The 17,866-nt window shown below is 59.1% G+C and carries 24 protein-coding genes; 21 read left to right on the top strand and 3 right to left on the bottom strand.

Translation table 11 applies throughout. The features are described from left to right. The first annotated feature begins 51 nt into the window (after nt 1-51). From AAEZ06_RS13195 to AAEZ06_RS13165, 7 genes are read left to right on the top strand one after another with little or no spacing between them, the layout of a single operon-like run. The gene (locus AAEZ06_RS13195; protein WP_350614611.1) at nt 52-1,227 is read left to right on the top strand and encodes a phage tail sheath protein; all 1,176 of its coding nucleotides are present in this window, start codon (nt 52-54) and stop codon (nt 1,225-1,227) included. 57 nt (nt 1,228-1,284) lie between these two features. Further along, complete coding sequence (locus AAEZ06_RS13190) at nt 1,285-1,800, top strand: phage major tail tube protein (RefSeq protein WP_350614609.1); 516 nt, start codon at nt 1,285-1,287, stop codon at nt 1,798-1,800. A gap of 49 nt (nt 1,801-1,849) precedes the next feature. Next, nucleotides 1,850-2,176, top strand: a complete 327-nt coding sequence (locus AAEZ06_RS13185) for a phage tail assembly protein (protein ID WP_149412935.1) — start codon at nt 1,850-1,852, stop codon at nt 2,174-2,176. An 8-nt stretch (nt 2,177-2,184) separates the two neighbouring features. Next, nucleotides 2,185-2,304, top strand: coding sequence for a GpE family phage tail protein (locus tag AAEZ06_RS13180; protein ID WP_149412934.1), 120 nt, complete (start codon nt 2,185-2,187; stop codon nt 2,302-2,304). Then, the gene (locus tag AAEZ06_RS13175) at nt 2,294-5,023 is read left to right on the top strand and encodes a phage tail tape measure protein (RefSeq protein ID WP_350614607.1); all 2,730 of its coding nucleotides are present in this window, start codon (nt 2,294-2,296) and stop codon (nt 5,021-5,023) included. The genes AAEZ06_RS13180 and AAEZ06_RS13175 overlap by 11 nt, the downstream gene beginning before the upstream one ends. A gap of 6 nt (nt 5,024-5,029) precedes the next feature. Further along, nucleotides 5,030-5,470, top strand: a complete 441-nt coding sequence (locus AAEZ06_RS13170) for a phage tail protein (RefSeq protein WP_149412932.1) — start codon at nt 5,030-5,032, stop codon at nt 5,468-5,470. After that, the gene (locus tag AAEZ06_RS13165) at nt 5,467-6,771 is read left to right on the top strand and encodes a phage late control D family protein (RefSeq protein WP_350614605.1); all 1,305 of its coding nucleotides are present in this window, start codon (nt 5,467-5,469) and stop codon (nt 6,769-6,771) included. Before AAEZ06_RS13170 ends, AAEZ06_RS13165 begins: the two co-directional genes overlap by 4 nt. A gap of 5 nt (nt 6,772-6,776) precedes the next feature. On the opposite strand, the gene AAEZ06_RS13160 is transcribed toward AAEZ06_RS13165, so the two are convergent. The 3 genes from AAEZ06_RS13160 to AAEZ06_RS13150 form a co-directional block, all read right to left on the bottom strand. After that, on the bottom strand, nt 6,777-7,235 hold the full coding sequence (locus AAEZ06_RS13160) for a hypothetical protein (protein WP_149412930.1): 459 nt from the start codon (nt 7,233-7,235) through the stop codon (nt 6,777-6,779). Nucleotides 7,236-7,391: 156 nt separating this feature from the next. Then, nucleotides 7,392-7,553 carry a hypothetical protein gene (locus tag AAEZ06_RS13155; protein WP_178114401.1) on the bottom strand — a complete coding sequence of 54 codons (162 nt, stop codon included), beginning with the start codon at nt 7,551-7,553 and terminating at the stop codon, nt 7,392-7,394. Between the two features lie 218 nt (nt 7,554-7,771). Continuing rightward, entirely contained in the window at nt 7,772-8,110 is a 339-nt protein-coding gene (locus tag AAEZ06_RS13150; RefSeq protein ID WP_149412929.1) for a helix-turn-helix domain-containing protein, read from the bottom strand. A gap of 85 nt (nt 8,111-8,195) precedes the next feature. On the opposite strand from AAEZ06_RS13150, the gene AAEZ06_RS13145 reads away from it, so the two are divergent. From AAEZ06_RS13145 to AAEZ06_RS13080, 14 genes are all read left to right on the top strand, one after another. Continuing rightward, nucleotides 8,196-8,396: a DNA-binding protein gene (locus AAEZ06_RS13145; RefSeq protein ID WP_149412961.1), complete on the top strand. Its 201-nt coding sequence runs from the start codon at nt 8,196-8,198 to the stop codon at nt 8,394-8,396. 29 nt (nt 8,397-8,425) lie between these two features. Continuing rightward, on the top strand, nt 8,426-8,899 hold the full coding sequence (locus AAEZ06_RS13140; RefSeq protein WP_149412928.1) for a YmfL family putative regulatory protein: 474 nt from the start codon (nt 8,426-8,428) through the stop codon (nt 8,897-8,899). Beyond that, on the top strand, nt 8,896-9,183 hold the full coding sequence (locus AAEZ06_RS13135) for an Ogr/Delta-like zinc finger protein (protein WP_149412927.1): 288 nt from the start codon (nt 8,896-8,898) through the stop codon (nt 9,181-9,183). Before AAEZ06_RS13140 ends, AAEZ06_RS13135 begins: the two co-directional genes overlap by 4 nt. Then, entirely contained in the window at nt 9,183-9,554 is a 372-nt protein-coding gene (locus AAEZ06_RS13130) for a hypothetical protein (RefSeq protein ID WP_149412926.1), read from the top strand. The genes AAEZ06_RS13135 and AAEZ06_RS13130 overlap by 1 nt, the downstream gene beginning before the upstream one ends. Nucleotides 9,555-9,630: 76 nt before the next feature. Next, nucleotides 9,631-9,864, top strand: a complete 234-nt coding sequence (locus AAEZ06_RS13125; protein WP_149412925.1) for a hypothetical protein — start codon at nt 9,631-9,633, stop codon at nt 9,862-9,864. 12 nt (nt 9,865-9,876) lie between these two features. Then, on the top strand, nt 9,877-12,636 hold the full coding sequence (locus AAEZ06_RS13120) for a toprim domain-containing protein (protein ID WP_350614601.1): 2,760 nt from the start codon (nt 9,877-9,879) through the stop codon (nt 12,634-12,636). Then, a complete protein-coding gene (locus AAEZ06_RS13115; RefSeq protein WP_350614599.1) occupies nt 12,620-13,447 on the top strand; it encodes a hypothetical protein in 828 nt (275 codons plus the stop codon). Before AAEZ06_RS13120 ends, AAEZ06_RS13115 begins: the two co-directional genes overlap by 17 nt. A 49-nt stretch (nt 13,448-13,496) precedes the next feature. Next, the gene (locus AAEZ06_RS13110; protein WP_350614597.1) at nt 13,497-13,808 is read left to right on the top strand and encodes a hypothetical protein; all 312 of its coding nucleotides are present in this window, start codon (nt 13,497-13,499) and stop codon (nt 13,806-13,808) included. 58 nt (nt 13,809-13,866) lie between these two features. Continuing rightward, nucleotides 13,867-14,130, top strand: a complete 264-nt coding sequence (locus AAEZ06_RS13105; protein ID WP_350614595.1) for a hypothetical protein — start codon at nt 13,867-13,869, stop codon at nt 14,128-14,130. Nucleotides 14,131-14,132: 2 nt separating this feature from the next. Next, complete coding sequence (locus AAEZ06_RS13100; protein ID WP_350614760.1) at nt 14,133-14,735, top strand: Mu-Gp12 family protein; 603 nt, start codon at nt 14,133-14,135, stop codon at nt 14,733-14,735. A gap of 31 nt (nt 14,736-14,766) precedes the next feature. Then, a complete protein-coding gene (locus tag AAEZ06_RS13095) occupies nt 14,767-14,946 on the top strand; it encodes a hypothetical protein (RefSeq protein WP_350614593.1) in 180 nt (59 codons plus the stop codon). A 61-nt stretch (nt 14,947-15,007) separates the two neighbouring features. Further along, entirely contained in the window at nt 15,008-16,996 is a 1,989-nt protein-coding gene (locus tag AAEZ06_RS13090; protein ID WP_350614591.1) for a DNA cytosine methyltransferase, read from the top strand. Further along, nucleotides 16,989-17,615 (top strand): FmdB family zinc ribbon protein, encoded by a 627-nt coding sequence (locus AAEZ06_RS13085; protein WP_350614589.1) that lies wholly within the window; start codon nt 16,989-16,991, stop codon nt 17,613-17,615. The genes AAEZ06_RS13090 and AAEZ06_RS13085 overlap by 8 nt, the downstream gene beginning before the upstream one ends. Further along, nucleotides 17,612-17,863: a hypothetical protein gene (locus AAEZ06_RS13080; RefSeq protein ID WP_350614587.1), complete on the top strand. Its 252-nt coding sequence runs from the start codon at nt 17,612-17,614 to the stop codon at nt 17,861-17,863. The genes AAEZ06_RS13085 and AAEZ06_RS13080 overlap by 4 nt, the downstream gene beginning before the upstream one ends. Nucleotides 17,864-17,866 lie beyond the last annotated feature (3 nt).

The following is a 17,866-nucleotide window of genomic DNA, read 5'->3' as shown; positions in this document are numbered from 1 at the left end:
GCGCGCGGCAGCCTGTGCACTGTCATTCCATCACAGCGTAGGCAACCACCCATGGCCGGTTCAGACTATCTCCACGGCGTGCGGGTCATCGAACTCAACGACGGCACCCGCCCCATTCGCACCATCCCCACCGCAGTCATCGGCCTGGTTTGCACGGCTGAAGATGCAGACCCACTTATGTTTCCGCTGGACACGCCCGTCCTGCTGACCAGCGTTCAAGCCGCCATCGGCAAAGCCGGCGTCAAAGGCACCCTGGCGACCAGCCTGCAAGCCATCGGCGACCAGACCAAGCCCTACGTCATCGTGGTGCGGGTCAAGGAAGGCGCCGACGAAGCCACCACCACCAGTGCCTTGATCGGCACCACCAACGCTAACGGCCAGTACACCGGCATGAAGGCCCTGCTCGCCGCAAAGGCCCGCGTTGGCATGACGCCACGCATCCTCGGCGTGCCAGGTCTCGACAGTTTGCCGGTGGCCACCGCCCTGGTGTCGGTTGCCCAAGACCTGCGCGCCTTCGCCTACGTCAGCGCCTGGAACTGCAAGACCAAGGAAGAGGTAGTCGCCTACCGCGAGAACTTCGGCGCCCGTGAAGTCATGGTGATCTGGCCGGACTTCCTCAACTGGGACACCGTCACCAGCAAGACCGTCACCGGCGCTGCCACGGCGCGCGCCCTGGGCCTGCGAGCGAAGATCGATCAGGAAATCGGCTGGCACAAGACCATCTCCAACGTCGCCGTCAACGGCGTGACCGGCATCAGCGCCGACGTGTTCTGGGATCTGCAAAACCCGGCCACCGACGCCAACTACCTCAACAGCAACGAGGTCACCACCCTCATCAACGAGGGCGGCTTCCGCTTCTGGGGTAGCCGTACGTGCAGCGACGATCCGCTGTTCGCCTTCGAAAACTACACCCGTACCGCGCAGATCCTCGCCGACACCATGGCCGAGGCACACATGTGGGCAGTGGATAAGCCCATGCATGCATCCCTAGTCAAAGACATTATCGACGGCATCAACGCCAAGTTCCGTGAGCTGATCGCCCAGGGCTACCTGATTGGCGGCAATTGCTGGTACCCGGAAGACATCAACGACAAGGACACCCTCAAGGCCGGCAAGCTGACGATCGATTACGACTACACGCCTGTGCCGCCCCTGGAAGACCTCACCTTGCGCCAGCGTATTACCGACCGCTATCTGATGACGTTCGCCAGCAAGATCAACAGCTAAACCGGGCCTCCCCGCAAGGGGAGTTAACCCCACGCCAAATACCCGGAGAACACCGCCATGGCACTGCCACGCAAACTTAAGAACCTCATGCTGTTCAACGACGCCAACATCTACAGGGGGGTGGTGAAGTCCGTCACCCTGCCTCCCCTCGGTCGGAAGATGGAAGCCTATCGCGGCGGCGGCATGAACGGTCCGGTAAAGGCTGACCTGGGCTTTTCCGACGACGGCATCCAGTTCGAATGGAAGACTGGCGGCCTGGATCTGATCAGCCTGAAACAGTTCGCCATGGTGAACGCTTCGGGCGTGGCGCTGCGCTTTACCGGCGCCTTTGAGCAGGACGACACAGGCGAAGTCAGCGCCGTGGAAGTCGTTTTGCGTGGCCGTCACGAGAGCATCGAGATGGGCGAAGCAAAGCCAGGCGAAGACACAGAACACACCATCAAAACTACCTGCACTTACTACAAGTTGACCGTCGACAACGAGGAAATCATTGAAATCGACCTGCTCAACTTCATCGAGAAGGTCGGTGGCGTCGATATGTTGGAGAAACAGCGCAACGCCCTGGGCATCTGACCTTCCGAACCTAAATTTGCAATTTCAACCGACATCAGGAGCTTTACCGATGAAATCCCAAGACACCCCAGAACAAGCAGGCGTCAACGACAACATCATCACCCTCGATACACCGATTCAACGCGGCCAGACGATGATCGAGACGATTACCCTGCGTAAACCGTCCTCCGGCGAACTGCGCGGCGTCAGCTTGGGCGACCTACTCAACCTTGACGTCGCCAGCCTGATCAAAGTCCTGCCGCGTATCAGCACGCCCACCCTCACCCCACAGGAAGCCGCCGCTCTGGACCCTGCTGACCTGGTCGCCATCGGCAGCAAGGTCATCAGTTTTTTGTTGCAGAAGTCGGCGAAAACGGAAGCATCCCTCGGTATGTAGAGGACGCCATGGCCGACCTGGCCGTGGTTTTTCATTGGGCGCCTACCGACATGGATCGGCTGGGCCTGCAAGAACTGATGGACTGGCGCGAACGGGCGCGGATTAGGAGTAGCGTCGATGGCGAATGATTTAAGACTGCGCGTGTTGCTCGACGCCATCGACAAAGCCACCCGCCCGTTGCGCCGTATCATGGCCGGCAGCAACGATACGGCCAAGGCGCTGAAGGCAGCTCGCGACCAGGTCAAAGCCCTGAACAATCAGCAGGCTGACATCAGTTCGTACAAAAAGCAGCAAGGCGCCATTACCGCTACCGCCACAAAGCTCAATCAGGCGCAGGAACAGCTACGTCAGATGAAGGCCGCCATGCGTGCCAGTGGTGGAGCAGCATCGGGTAAGTTCAAAAATGACTTCAGGAGAGCCCATGAGGCTGTCCGCGACCTCACCGGAAAGTTGCAGGAACAACGCCGCGCTTTGTCTCCCCATGCGGCAAGGCTCAAGGCTGCCGGCATCGCTGCCAACAAACTCGGAGAACACGAAGCACGATTGAAAAGAGAGGTCGACGCAGCCAACCGCGCCCTTAAAACGCAAAGAGACCGCCTGGCGGCTATCGGCCGCGCGGAACAGGCACGAGCCAAGGCACGTGGAAGGTACGACCAGCGCCAACAACTCGCCGGCTCGGCCGCCATGGGCGGTGCTGCCGGCACAGCGATGGCCTACGGTATAGGCCGTGGGCTGTATGCCCCTTTGCAGGAGGGCAAACAATTCGCACTTGAAGAGAATCGCGTCGCCGCCCTGGGGTTAGGGCAGGAAGACACGGGCAAAGCGATCGAATTTGCCAAACGCATGAAAACCTACGGCACCAGCGTCACCGAGAACCTGACGTTGGTGCGCGACGCCATGACCGTGTTCGCCGACGAGCATGAAGCGGAAATGGTCGCCCCTACCCTGGCAAAAATGAAGTTTGCCAACCACGCCATGTACGGCGAAGAAGAAGGTGCCGACAACGAACGCAAGTTCATGGACATGCTCAAGGTGATCGAGCTGCGCGGCGGCCTTGCCAGCAAAGAGGCCTTCATTAATCAGGCCGATATCGTGCAGAAGGTCCTTACTGCCACAGGGGGCCGTGTTGGGCCGAATGAGTGGCTGAACGTAATCAAAACTGGCGGCGTCGCGGCCAAGGGCATCAAAGACGAGGCCTTCTACTACCAGATGGAACCACTGGTGCAGGAGATGGGTGGACACCGCGTGGGTACGGCCATGATGAGTGCCTATTCCAACGTCTATCAGGGCAAGACCACTAAGCGCGCCGCCAACAACATGGAAAAGCTGGGGCTGGTCGACCCATCGAAGGTCAAACACGACAAGGCCGGCCAGATAGCCTTTCTGGACGTCGGAGCGATCAAAGGCAGCGAGCTTTTCCGGGAAAACCAGTTTGAGTGGATGGAAAAAATTCTGTTGCCGCAGTTGGCCGCCAAAGGTATCACGGACAAAAAACAGGTACTGGATAGCATCGGCAGTATCTTCTCCAACCGCACCGCATCCAATTTGTTCGCACAGATGTACCTGCAACGCGAGCAGATTCACAAAAATGCCAAGCTGAATGCCGGGGCCGATGGCATTGACCAACTCTATGACAAGGGCATGAATACCGCTCAGGGTATGGAACTGGAGTTGCTCGCTCAGAAGGCCAATGCCTACCGTGAAATGAGCCAAGCCATTCTGCCCACCTACATCGAGGCGCTGAGAAGCATCACCGCCGCTATCAAAGGTGTAACCGCCTGGATGAAGGAAAACCCAGCCGCTGCCGCTGCCATGGTGAAAACCCTGATGGTGGTCGGCGTGCTGGCCGGCGTCTTCGGCGCGCTGGCCTTGACCCTGGCCAGCTTGATCGGCCCCTTCGCCGTGGTCAGTTACGGCATGGCCTTATTTGGCCTCAAGAGCGCGGGCGTTGTGGGTGTAGCACAACGGCTATTTCCTACGCTGATCGGTCTCGCAAAAAACGCAATACCGATGCTCATGCAGGGTATTCGTTTGCTAGCCGTGACCATGGGTGGCGCGCTATTGACCGCCGTGCGGACGGTGGGTATTGCTCTGTGGGGCCTGGCGGCCAACCCAATTGTTCTGATCATCGCCGCTGTGGTCGCGGCGATTGCCGGCGGCGCTTACCTGATCTACCGGAACTGGGACGCAGTGAAGCTGTATTTCAGCAACGCCTGGACAGAAATCAAAGCGGGATTCGACGGGGGCATCGGCGGCATCATCGCCACGCTTGTGAATTTCAGTCCCCTCGGACTGGTTTACCAGGCCTTCGCCGGGGTGCTCAGTTACCTGGGCATTGAGCTACCGTCACGTTTCACCGAGTTCGGCAGCATGATCGTCAACGGTCTGATCAATGGCCTGCTCTCCGGCATGGGTTTGGTGAAAGACACTATCGTATCGATCGGTGATTCGACCATCGGATGGTTCAAGGAAAAGCTCGGAATCCACAGTCCATCACGCGTGTTTGCAGAACTGGGCGGCTTCACCATGGCCGGCCTGACGCAGGGGCTTGAAAAAGGTGAAGGGGGTCCGCTGGCGGCGCTAACCTCTTTCAGCAAACAGCTCACCGCCGCTGGAGCCATGACCCTCGGGACAATGAGCGGTACCGCCTTGGCGGTCGATGACCGACCTCCCATCAGCGCCATGAACAGCCCCAGCTACGACAGCCACGATCAATACGAAATCAATATCCATCCCGCACTGGGAATGGACGCCATGGCGATTGCGCGGGCAGTGCGCGCAGAGCTTGCCCGCATCGACAGCGAGAAAGGCGCCCGAACCCGTAGCAAACTGTCTGACCTGGAGTAACCCCACATGATGCTCGCACTAGGCATGTTCGTATTCAGCCTATCGACCGCCGCCTACCAGGAACTCCAACGCCAAACCGAATGGCGTCACGCAAGCAACAGCCGGATAGGTGCGGTACCTGCGCGGCAGTTCCTCGGACGTGGTGATGACACCATCACGCTGCCTGGCATCATCCTCCCGGAACTCGCCGGCAGTGCCCTCAGCCTGGACGTTATACGGCTGATGGCAAACACCGGTAAGGCCTGGCCGATGGTCGAGGGAAGTGGCCGAATTTACGGCCTCTGGGTGATCGAAAGCCTCAGCGAAACCAAGACCCTATTCTTTCGCGACGGTACGCCTCGGCGTATTGAGTTCAACTTGTCCCTCAAACGTATCGACGATGACCGTATCGACCTGCTCGGCGCCGGTACCGCCGTCGGCGTCAACATCCTGCGCAGGTTGCTATGATCGAAGCCGCCCTTTCCCGAGTCACTGGGTTCTTGAAAGACACCGTCGATCGCTACAAGCGCGATGCGGCATATCCAATACCGGCTTTCCGCTTGACTGTCGACGGCAACGACATCGCCCGGATCGTCAGCCCGCGGTTGATGGGCCTGGAGCTGACAGATAACCGGGGTATCGAATCCGACCAGCTCAGCATCACGCTCAGCGACCACGACGGCCTGTTGTCGATTCCGCCCAAAGGCGCGGTGTTGCGATTGTGGTTGGGCTGGAGCGACACCGGCCTGGTGGACAAAGGCACGTACACCGTCGACGAAACCGAGCACAGTGGTGCCCCGGATGTGCTGAGCATTCGCGCTCGGTCAGCCGACCTGCGCAAGGGTCTGAAAACAAAACGCGAACGCAGCTGGAGCAATACCACCCTTGGCGACGTCTTGGGCGATATCGCCATTGGCAACGGCCTCACCGCCACCATTGCCGGAGCCTTAGACGGCCTGCCCATCCTGCAGCTCGACCAGGCTAACGAATCGGATGCCAATCTCATCAGCCGGCTGGGGGAAGAATTCGACGCGGTGGCCAGCGTCAAGGCAGGTTGCCTGCTGTGTCTGCCAGCTGGCGGCGGCAAGACCGCCAGCGGCCTGGACCTGCCCCACATCACCCTGACCCGTGCCGATGGCGACCAGCACCGCTACTTACAAGCCGACCGCGACAGCTACGACGGTGTGCGGGCCTACTTCTACGACGTGAACAGCGCGAAGAAACAAGAAGCCATTGCCGGCGGTGGCGAAAACCTCAAGGACTTGCGCCACACCTACAGCGACAAACAGTCAGCCCTACGCGCCGCCAGAGCCGAGTTCAACCGACTGCGTCGCGGCAGTGCCACCCTCAGCTACACCCTGGCGGCTGGCCGGCCCGATCTGATTCCGGAGCTGACCTATACACTCCAGGGTGTGAAAGACGAAATCGACGAAATCATCTGGTACGGCGGCAATGTGCAACACAGCCTCAGCCCGGACAGCGGGTACACCATGAGCCTGGAGCTGGAAAGCAAGCTGCCAGAAGATACCGTCGAGGATTTGGCGGAAGACAATAAAGTGAGTTACACCGGGATCATCGCCTACTACCGCGAAGAGACCACCGGTAAAGAGAAGACCATGGCGGCAGGAGACCAGGCCAAGCCGAGACGGTTGTTGTGGCTGTACACCAACAAGAACACGGCGAAGCGCGCCGTGGATCGGGAGTGGAAGCGGTTGCAGGCGGTGAGGGCCGAGGCGGACGACCCTCCAAGCAGCGGGGCCAAAGCGTAGGGACGTTACTCGGAAAACACGGTAATGGTCGTGCCACCACCGTCACGGGCGAAGGCTTGGCATTCAATGGCCAGGCCTTTTTGCTCGACAGTGGCAATTTCGCTTTCGTCCTTCAGGGCCTCTTTACGGCACTGCTTGGAGGCCTTCACAACGTCAGCGGCGGACCGGGTTGAAACCAGGCTGCCGGTACGGCCGACCAGGTCATAAAAGCCCTGGTCTGGTGCTGGGCCATCCCAGGTGACGGCGATGTTGGGTTTGCCCAAGGCGCAGCTGAGAGACAGAGCGATGTTCGGGCCGTCGAGATACTCAGTGGTTTGTTTGCCTTCGGTCTGCTTGACCTGGGACAGGTGGCGCTCCTGCTGGAGGGCAGCAAGCACAGTATCGCAGGGTTCGGCGAGCGCATTGGTAGAGAGCGCCAGTAGTGCCAAGCCGGTACCAACTACCATCAGTAAATCGGTTCTCACAACAGTCCCTCTCTGGATCATTCCTTGATACCTTCGCATCTGATGTGTTGCCAAGGCACATAGGCTATTGGGCAATCACTGTTTCGGCAATAGCTGCACGCCTGACTTGCACCGCATTTGTCCGACTTAAAAGCCCGGCGGACCGGGCTTTTCCCCCTACTGAGCGCTCAAGAGCACATCAATAAACCGAAGGATGTCGTTCCGGTGTTCTTCGCTTAGCTGCCTGAACCCCTTCACCAGATGCAGCTCAGCTGTTGTTAAACGCTGGTCTTCACCGCCTTCGGCTTGATTGGTCTCTGCATCGCTGTTCACCAACATGTCCTACTCCCTTTACAACACGTAACGGGCGCCCGGCACCATCAGTAGTACCGTCGAAAACACCCGGCGAACGAACGATTCTCTGCATGTTTGAGTGTGTCACCACCCCTGCCATGCAATAAAAAGCGACGGACGCTGTGGGCAGAGAAGCAAGTAGGTGTAGTACATCGAGAGGTGAGACAAGTGCCTGCCCCTGAACCGTTGATACGGCGGAAAACTTAATGAGCCGGCGCTACTGCCAATGCATTGGTGAGTCGCACAACGGACGCTTTATCGCCGTCGGAAAGCGAGCGGTAACTTTCAATAATTTTGGATTCGACGCTATCGATCGCATCCTCTGAAAGCAGGGCCTTGGAACCTGTCAGTACGTAGTGAACATCCACCCCCGCCCTTTCAAGCGCTGACAGATAACGCAGATCTGGCGAATTCATGCCCAGTTCGTACGCCTTTTGTGTCCCACGACTGACGCTCCCCAACGCCCCAAAATCGGTCTGATTCAGGCCCAAGCGATCGCGCTCTTCTCTCAGGCGATCGCCCACTCCTTCAGAAATGTACATTTTTCTGCTCAACCTTCTATTGACTTGAACATTTTTATATTCAAGAATGGCCCCACATCAACACGAACGAACACACATGAACACTATGCCCGCCCCCCTTACACCCGAGCAAGCCCGCGCGGCTCTTGACCGCAACGGTGTGAGCATTGCCGAGTTCTGTCGCAAATATGAGCTGAACAGAAATCTGGTCAGCGATTTGCTCAACGGCCGCAAGAAAGGTCGTCGTGGTGAAGCGCATCGAGCAGCTGTTCTGCTCGGAATCAAAGACGGCGTGATTACAAACTAGGGCCTCTGGCTCCAAGGGGAAACCAGAAGATGAAACGCCCAGTTCTAGACAGCAGAAAGAGCGTCGTTATGGCCGTCATCGGCGCCTACCCAGGCGGTCGGTCGTACGCCTCGGCAGACCTCGGCATGCCAATCAAGAAGTTCGACAACCAGGCCTACGAGAACGCTGGCAGCCGCCCGCTGACCGACGAACACATTCACCGTCTGGAGCAGGTCGCCGGAACTACGTTCCTGGCTGACTACATCGCGGCAATGTACGGCGGCATGTTCGTGCCGCTGAGCATCCCGCAGAACCTGGACAACGTGGAACTGTACAGCCGCTCGCTCAAGGCTTCGGCCAAGCGGGGCAAGGTCGACCAGATCATGTCTGCCGCCCTGGATGACGGAATCATCGAAAAGCGTGAGGCCGACGCGATCATCAGTGCCCTGATCACTTACATGTCCGCCCGCTACGCCGAGGTGTTCGCGACCATCCAGCTTTACAGCAAAGGAGCTGTCCAGTGAGCACTTACAAACTGGTCTGCCCCCACTGCCACGGCCGCATGCGCATCCGCACCAGCGAAGGGCAGCATATTTTCCTGCGTATCACCTATATGCAATGCACCAACGAAGCGTGCGGCTGGGCCGTGCGTGCTGAATTTCAAATGACCCATGAACTGAGCCCCAGCGGCATGCCAAACCCGGCTGTCCGCCTTCCAGTTGCAGATGTGGTCATTCGTCGCCAGGCAATGAAAACAGCCAACGATCAACCCGATCTGCTGGATCAACTGGAAATGGAGCGCGCGTGATGAAACTCGATCAACAGACTCATGACTACCGCAGCAGCATGCAACAAGCTGCTTTCGCCTACCTGAAACGCCATGAAGCAGAACACTTGGTGGATTGCGATTTGTTGTTTGATCGCTGCATCCGGCATCTGACCCTTGCACTGGAAGTGCCAGTATTCATGGCGCCCAAGCTGGTCCATAACGCCTGGACTGAATTGCAGGTCATCAAAAAGCGCCGTTGGATTGGCATCGACTGGGCCAGTGGCTCGGACAGTACCCGTGTCCACTTGGTGGACGTTCTCGCAGGTCAACGCTTCCCGGTATCAGCTCGGTTTTTGCCACAGAAGCTGCTCGACCAGCGCAACACCGAATACAAGCAACACCCTCAGTAACGCTCCCTTTTTAAACCCCGCCCTGCCCCATTCCCAATGGGTTTGGGTGAGCTTTGCCCGCAATCCGAGGTGGACCATGGAAATCGACATCGCCATCACCGCAAAACTGCCCCGCGACCAGGCCGAGGCCCTGCTCCAGGACCTGCGCGCGCAGTACGCGCTGCTGTTCAACGAGCATTGGTATGACGACCGTTTTCGCATGATCCCCGAGGGTTTACGGCACGGCTCGTTGCTGGTCGCTTTCCCTGCGCTGGCTGCAAGAAAAAGCCTGATAGGCGCCCTTAAACACAGTCTCGACGAAGCGAAGTAAGCCACGATGGAAATGAAAGAAAGGCTGCGCGCCGACGTCATCCAACGCATTGAGCGGGATTACCAGCTCAAGCACATGCGCGGCACCGACTATATGCGTAAGGGTGTTTGCCCTGCCTGCGGCCAGAAGACCCTGTACACCTTCTACGACTCGCCTTGGACGTTGATCTGCGGACGTCCGGAAAAGTGCGACCACCGCGTCCACGTAAAGGACGTCTACGACGATTTGTTCAACGACTGGAGCAAGACTGCTCCGTCGACGCTGGACAACCCGCTTGCCACGGCGCGCGCTTACCTTGAGTTTGCGCGGGGCTTCAAATTTGAACTGATCGCCGGTTGGTTCACCCAGGATAACTACTGGGATGGTCGGCAGAACATCGGCAGCGCCACGGTGCGTTTCGCGCTGGAAAAAGGTGGGTACTGGGAACGCCTGATCGATCGGCCAGACCGCTTCGGCAAGATGAAAGCACGCTTCCGCCCGACCGGCGAAGGCTTGACCGGTTACAAGGGCGTTTGGTGGTGCCCACCGAGCGTGGACCTGCTGGAGGTCGATGAGCTGTTTATAGTTGAAGGGATCTTCGACTCCATTGCATTGCTGCATAACGACGTGTCGGCCGTGTCGATGATGTCCAGCGCACCCTGCCCGATTGACTCGCTTAAAGCCCTGGTAAAGCTGCGCCACGACGCTGGTAAGCCCTTGCCGCTCCTGGTGTGGGCACTGGATAACGAGCCCGTAGCCAAGGCCAACATGCGCCGCTGGGCGAAGGAAGCGCGCGACCTGGGCTTCACCTGTAAAGCGGCGGTGGTCCCGCAGCCCAATGGCAAAAAGGTTGACTGGAACGACCTGCACCTACGGTGGAAGTCGATCGAGGGCGATGACAAACGCGCCGAGCGGATCGAGCAGGACATCGACGAAGCCCGCCACCACGGCGATTTGCTGCTGGCTGACTCTGCTGAGGAAAAGGGCTTCCTCATCTACCTGCGCGACGAGCGCAAGGAATTCAACTTTATATTCCGCAAGCGCCTGTACTGGTTTCGGCTGGACCTTGATAAGTACGACCGCGCCATGGGCGATCTGGAAAGCTCTGACCGGCATGAAGATCAGTTGCTCACCGATGAACAGCGGCGCTACAAGGCCCTGCGCCAATCCGGCTCAGTGACCAGCATCGCCAATTGCAATTTCCAAGCGCTGTACTACATGCGCAACGACCTGACCGACGAGGCCTGGTATTACTTCCGTATCGAGCGCCCGCAAGGGCCTGCCATCAAAAGCACGTTCACGGCCAAGCAGCTCACGTCGGCACCTGAGTTCGCAAATCGCCTGCTCAACGTCTCCAACGGCGCAATGTTCGAGGGCAGCGCCCAACAACTGAAGCGGATTTTGGCGCCCCAGCTGGACTGCCTGAAAACCGTCAACACCATCGAGTGGATCGGCTACAGCCGCGAGCACGGTGCTTATGTGTTCAACGACCTGGCCTTCTTCGGCGGCGCAGCGCAGGTGCGCAACAAGGAAGACTTTTTCGACCTGGGAAAGCTGAGCATCAAGTCGCAGAGCCAGTCGCCCTTGTTGCACATCAATACCGACCTCAATGAATACAACGAAGGTTGGTTCGACATCTACTGGCGCTGCTTTGGCGTACAGGGCCTGGTGGTGCTGGCCTGGTGGCTGGGCGCGTTGCACGCCGAGCAGATCCGCCAGATCCACAAGTCGCTGATGTTCCTGGAACTGGTGGGCGAAGCCGGCTCGGGCAAGACCACCCTGGTAGAGCTTCTGTGGAAGTCGGTCGGGCGTACCGATTACGAAGGCTTTGACCCGTCCAAAGCAACCGCCGCAAGCCGTGCGCGCAACTTTTCGCAGGTCAGCAACTTGCCGGTTGTACTGATCGAATCCGAGCGTGAACAAAAGGAAGGCCAGCCGGTTAAACACTTCGACTGGGACGAACTGAAAACTGCCTATAACGGACGCAGCGTTCGCTCCACTGGCGTGAAAAACAATGGCAACGACACCCACGAACCGCCGTTCCGCGCCGCCCTGCTGATCGCGCAGAACAACCCTGTGAACGCCTCAGAACCGATCCTGCAGCGTATCTGCCACGTCCACCTGACACGCGAGCACCACACCCCGGAAACCAAGCAGTACGCCGAGCAGTTGGAGCGTATGCCGATGGACAGCATCAGCGGCTTCCTGGTCAAGGCGCTGCAACGCGAAGCCGACACCATGCGCCTGATGGAGGAAAACACCTCCCGCTACGAGCAGGAGCTGCTGGCCTTGCCTGGCGTGCGCACCGTGCGTATCGCCAAGAACCACGCCCAACTGCGCAGCCTGATAGACGCACTGGCCGGCGTGGTGCCGCTCGGCGAACGTCGAACGGCCCTCGCTCATGCCGAGATCAGCCGCATGGCCCTGGAGCGCCAACAGGCAATCAACGCCGATCACCCAACCGTTACTGAGTTTTGGGACCTGTACGACTTCCTGAACGGCTTGGACGAGAAAGGCGCGCTCAACCATGCGCGCCGCGATGAACTGATAGCCGTGAACCTCAACGAATTCGTGGAGATGGCTGCCAACAAGCGCCAGCAGGTTCCGCCGCTGAGCGACCTAAAACGTCTGCTCAAGACCAGCAAGTCACCCAAATTTCTGGAGTCGAACAAACCCGTCAATTCAGCGCGGACGCTAGACGCCTTCGACAAACCTAAAACCATTCGCTGCTGGGTATTCCAGGGCGAAAAACCAAAAAAACCACAGGAGCAACACCATGCAAAACGAACTTAAAACAGCGATTCAATTTGACGATTTTTATGCCGTATTTGGCCCGAAAGGGGTTGTCGCAATGGCCTGGTGGCTCGGCGCACTGCACGCCGACCGAATCCGAGCGGAACATACCAGCTTCCCGTTCCTGCACATCGAAGGCGAAGCAGGCGCCGGCAAAACCTTCTTGATGGGCTATTTGTGGAAACTCGTCGGCGAAGAAACACCTAGGGCTCACACACCGGAATACTCCACTCGGGCAGGACGTTCGCGCTGGCTTGCCGCCGCAGGAGCAATAGGAAAGACAGTCGTGGTTCTGGAGTCGGTGCCTACCGAAAACTCTGCCTTTGACTGGGAGGAACTCCGCGACCTCTACAGCGGCGGAGTCATTAGCCGTGACCAAGCGCAAGGGACAGAAGACGCTTACTTCCATGGCGCGCTAGCAATCGTTAGCAGCCAGCCCATCCAGTGCAGTGAAGCCCTCGAAAGTCGCATTGCCCATATTCACCTCGGAATTGCTCACACAACAGAAAGCCAGAAAAGCGCTTCTGCCTTGAATCAACTTACCGCCCAACAAGCGGGGGCTTTCGGCCACGCAGTAGCTGAACGTGAAGACCAGCTTGTCAGTACCTTCAACAAGCTCGCGCATGCCTACACGGCCTCGCTACTTGATGAACACGGCCATCAACTCAGTCTGCGTGCAGCCAAAAACGCTGGGCAGTTGATGGCTCTTGTGGACGCTCTCAGCCTGCTGCTCAACCTCACCAATGAACAACGCCTCAATTCATTGAGCGCGGTTCGGCATGTCGTCGAAACCGACTTCGTTCAGTTCTGAAATCCTCGGTTTTGGCGCTGCAACGCCTGCCACCCAAAGGAGAAGCACCATGCACGTACAAGTCATCACCGGTGACGGCCAGAACGGCGAAACAATCCGGCTCAGGCTTCTGAAAGGCCTTAAGGACTGGATTGGCGAGACCGGGAAAATCGTTCACGCCGAAGCCTACGACCCAGCCGGGCTGGTCGCGATCCTGGAGGTTCAAGCGGTTAACAACGAAGAGATCCTGGTGCTGGAGTGCAGCCGGGACCAGATCCAAGCAGTTCTGGAATGGCAATCAGCAACCGATGAAGTTGTTGAGTTTGAAAATCTGCTGGTGCACCTGGTGCGCAAGCAAACCCCAATCGGCGAAAGCCAGTAAGAAGGTGGTGTCGAGGGGCTGCAACCCCTCGACACCGACCACCCAAAGGAGAAGCACCATGCAAGTGAATCAACCCCAAGGCGGCACCGTAGAGGCTACCACAACCCCGATGGCTGTCGGCGACAAGGTCAGTTACGTCGCAATGAGCGGTGGTGGTCGGGAATACCGCCTCAGCGCCCGTACCGGCGTGATCGAAGCGATCGATGGCAACGTTGCCACCTTGCGTACCGCGAATGGTCGCACCACCACCCAACCACTCAACAAGCTGACGCCCGACGGCCAGCCCAATGCACTGACGCGCATGCTCATGGGAGGGCAATGATCATGGCCGACTTTTTCTACAAGTCCAGCGAGCCGGCGGTCGTCTCAACTGTCCACGACTTTTACGTCCAGAAAAACGCGCTAAACGCTCAGTTGGTGGCGCTCGGCATGAAGTTCGGCGGCAAAGTCGCACCGATGCGGGATGTCGACTCGCACTTCGCCGGCGGCGTGAAACTCAGCGGCGGCGCGGAGCTGGATGTGCACTGGTGTCGTCCTGATGACCACGGCTATCGCTCACTGCGTACGGCTGCGAAGCCTGGCAAAGGCATTTCAAAAGAGGATCGAGCAGCGATTCGGGCGGAACACGAGCGCCTTATCGCACTGTGGAATGAGCATTGCCCGGCACGCTTGAGCAGCACCGAGTTCTGGGATCGCCTCGGTGTTAACAGCGGCAACCTGTGGCTGTGTGGCGGGATCAAGTTCGAACTCGACGGTACCGCCTATTTTCATCTGGGATTCCAGATCAACAAAGCCGATCACGACTCCCAAGTTGCTGCGGGGGAACCAACCAGCGGGTGGATAGGTGGCGCAGTTGAGATCCTGGCCAGTGAGTACGAAGCCGCACGCCTCGCAAAACTGAAGGCAATTGAGGTGGCAAATGCCTGAGCATGTCAGCCCAGAGCGCGAGCGGCCGACAATGGCAAGCCACCGCCTCGACCTGCCGAGTCGCTGCGACATCTGCGGCAAGGCGCGCTCCACTCGCAAGCACCAGGTCTGTAGCCGTATCCGCCAGCAGAGCAAAACAGCGGAATGGGCTGCATTCATGGCCGAGCGTGAAGCAGCCAAACAGAACAAACCGCGTCGATACGCGCACTGATACCCAACACAGGCGGGACACGGGGAGCTGCAACTCCCCACCGCTTGAAAGGAGAAGCACCATGCTTAAACGCACCCTCACCCATTTCCACCTCTGCTGCGGCGTCGGCAGCGGCGCCGCTGGCTTCAGCGACTCCAAACCAGTTCTGGGCCCAGTGCAAGCTGAATGGCGCTGCCTGGGCGGCGTCGACGTCGACCCAGCCGGCTTGCGCGACTTCCAGATGATGACCGGTGTACCGGGTACGCTGATGGATCTGTTCACCCGCGAGCAATACACCGCCTTCCACGGCCACCAGCCGCCCGCCGGCTGGAGAGAAGCCACCGCAGAGGATTTGCGCCGTGCCGCCGGCAACGAAGACCCTGATGCGGTGTTCATCAGCAGCCCCTGCAAGGGCGCCTCGGGCCTGTTATCCGAAACCATGAGCCAGACGCCGAAGTACCAGGCGCTCAACGAGCTGACGCTGCGCTGTGTTTGGCTGATGTGCGAGGCTTGGAAGCACAACCCGGTGTCGCTGATCGTGTTTGAAAACGTGCCTCGCCTTGCGACACGTGGCCGGCACCTGCTGGACCAGATCAACAAACTGCTGTGTTTCTATGGCTATGCTGTGGCCGAAACCACACACGACTGCGGCGAAATCGGCGGATTGGCGCAAAGCCGCAAGCGCTTCTTGCTGGTGGCCAGGCACGTCGAAAAGGTGCCTGCATTCCTGTACGAGCCGGAAAAGCGAAGTCTGCGGGCCGTCGGCGACGTGCTGAGCCGTATGCCACTGGCCGGCGATATCGATCAGGCAGGGCCAATGCACCGGGTGCCAGCGTTGCAGTGGAAAACGTGGGTGCGCCTGGCCCTAGTTGAGGCCGGGAAGGATTGGCGTAGCCTGAGCCGGTTTGCGATCGAGGACGGGCACCTGCGTGACTTTGTAATCGTGCCGGAATACCACAACGGAGTGCTCGGGGTTGTCGATTGGGACGATACAGCAGGAGTTGTAGCCGGTGCGAGCCGTCCAATGAATGGAAAGTTTTCGGTTGCCGACCCGCGGCCCACCAGCAAATTTGAATACACCCAATACGGCGTGCTGCCCTTCAACCGGCACTGTGGCGTTGTCACCGGACAGCGTAGCCCAGGACAAGGTACGTTCAGCGTTGCCGATCCTCGCCATGCCGGCCCAGCCAAGCACAGCAACGAATTCCGCGTTGTGCCTTGGGATCGATCTGCGCAATCAGTGACCAGCGCCCATGGCTCTGGGCATTGCGTCCAAGACCCGCGTCGCGTCGGGAAAGGCTTCGGCAAGTACCTAGTCACCGACTACACCAAACCCGCCGGCACCGTCATCGCCGGCAGCACCACCGGGCAAGGCGCTTTCGCTGTGGCAGATCCCGCCTACAAAAATTGGCACCCCGCAGCCAGCACGCAAAAGCTGCGGATCACGCCCTGGTGCGAGAGCGCCAAGACCGTGACCGGCTCGCAACAGGTAGCCAGCGGGGCTTTATCGATCGCAGATCCGCGCCCAGGCATGTCACGCACCAAGGGCGACGCGTACCTGACTGGCGGGCATTACGGCGTGGTCGCCTACGACGCCCCGGCCGGCGCCGTTTCTGCCAGTGCCTGCCACGACAACGGGCGGTGGTCGGTTGCCGATCAGCGCATGCCGGCGCCCAACGAGCGGCTGACCTGCATGATCACCAGCCTCGACGGCACTTGGCACCGTCCGTTCACCACCCTGGAGCTGGCCGCATTGCAATCGCTGTTTGATCCAGAGGATCACTGGTCAACAGATCCTCAGACCGCTCACGAAATTCAGGTGATGCAGAGGGTGCGCAAGATTGAGCAGGCTCAGTTCTTCCTGTTGGACGGCATCAACGACGGCAACCACAGGGAGCGGATCGGCAACGCGGTGCCACGCGCAGCGGCAAGGGCGATGGCGGATGTGTTCGGCATGACACTGCTGCTTTCTGAGGCTGGAGAGACGTTCATGCTCAGCAACGTGTCGATTTGGGTGCAGCCGGTGGCGATTGCGCTGAGCGTTGCTCAGCGGGAGATTGATCATGTCTGACCTTTTCTTCTTGCAGGACAGCCGCAGTAACGTCGGTAGCCGGGCGATGTTTTGGCGCAACGGTGGCGGTTACACCTCGAATCTCGACGAGGCGGAGCAGTTCACGCGGGAACACGCGTTGAAGAAGTACGAGAACAGACAAACCGATCTGCCCTTGCCCGTGAGCTACACCAGGGATCGGACAGAAACCGGTGTGGATTGCCAGTACCTCACCCGCTCCGAAGCTGACGCGTACCGCAACACGGACGGCCGCTTCTATGTGGCCTACGAACGCGACTGGGATGGAAACGATCTGGTGTGGCTCGGTGGTTCTGGTCCGACGGCCAATTTGGAAGACGCAATTCACCCCGGCGGCGAGGATGCACTTAGTTACCGGGCGCAGGGCTTTGACCTCTGGCCTTGCGGCTACATTGCTGCTCGTTCGCGGCCGGTTGTGCGCGCCTTGTTGCTGGACCACAAGCAGGCGCTCCGAGCTTTCGGCCTGCGGTTGCCCAAGGTCAAGGTCGAGCGAACAAGGACATATCGCAACCTCACCAACTGCGAGGGGTGCGGGCGCTTCCTCACCGAGCGCCAGCGCTTCGACGACTGCCCGAACTGCGGCGCAAGGAATGCACCATGACCGTATTCCTTTTGCTTTACCTCTGCGCGGATGCGACCCGAACGGATTGCCAGGTGGTGAAGGCTGATAGCTGGAATGGCCCTAACGCCTACGAGCAATGCACCGACGTCGTGCCAGGCCTGACCGAGGCCATGACTGTACCCAACAGGAAGCGGCACAGGTTCGTTTGCGAGATCCAGGGCGATATGGCGAAACCTGCAGAGCACAAGGCTCAGCCGGTGTTCATTCATCAATCGTTTCGGATGTAACAG

This window comes from Pseudomonas sp. HY7a-MNA-CIBAN-0227 (assembly GCF_040310325.1).
GTDB lineage: Bacteria > Pseudomonadota > Gammaproteobacteria > Pseudomonadales > Pseudomonadaceae > Aquipseudomonas.
This window is presented reverse-complemented; position numbering and strand designations above follow the sequence as displayed.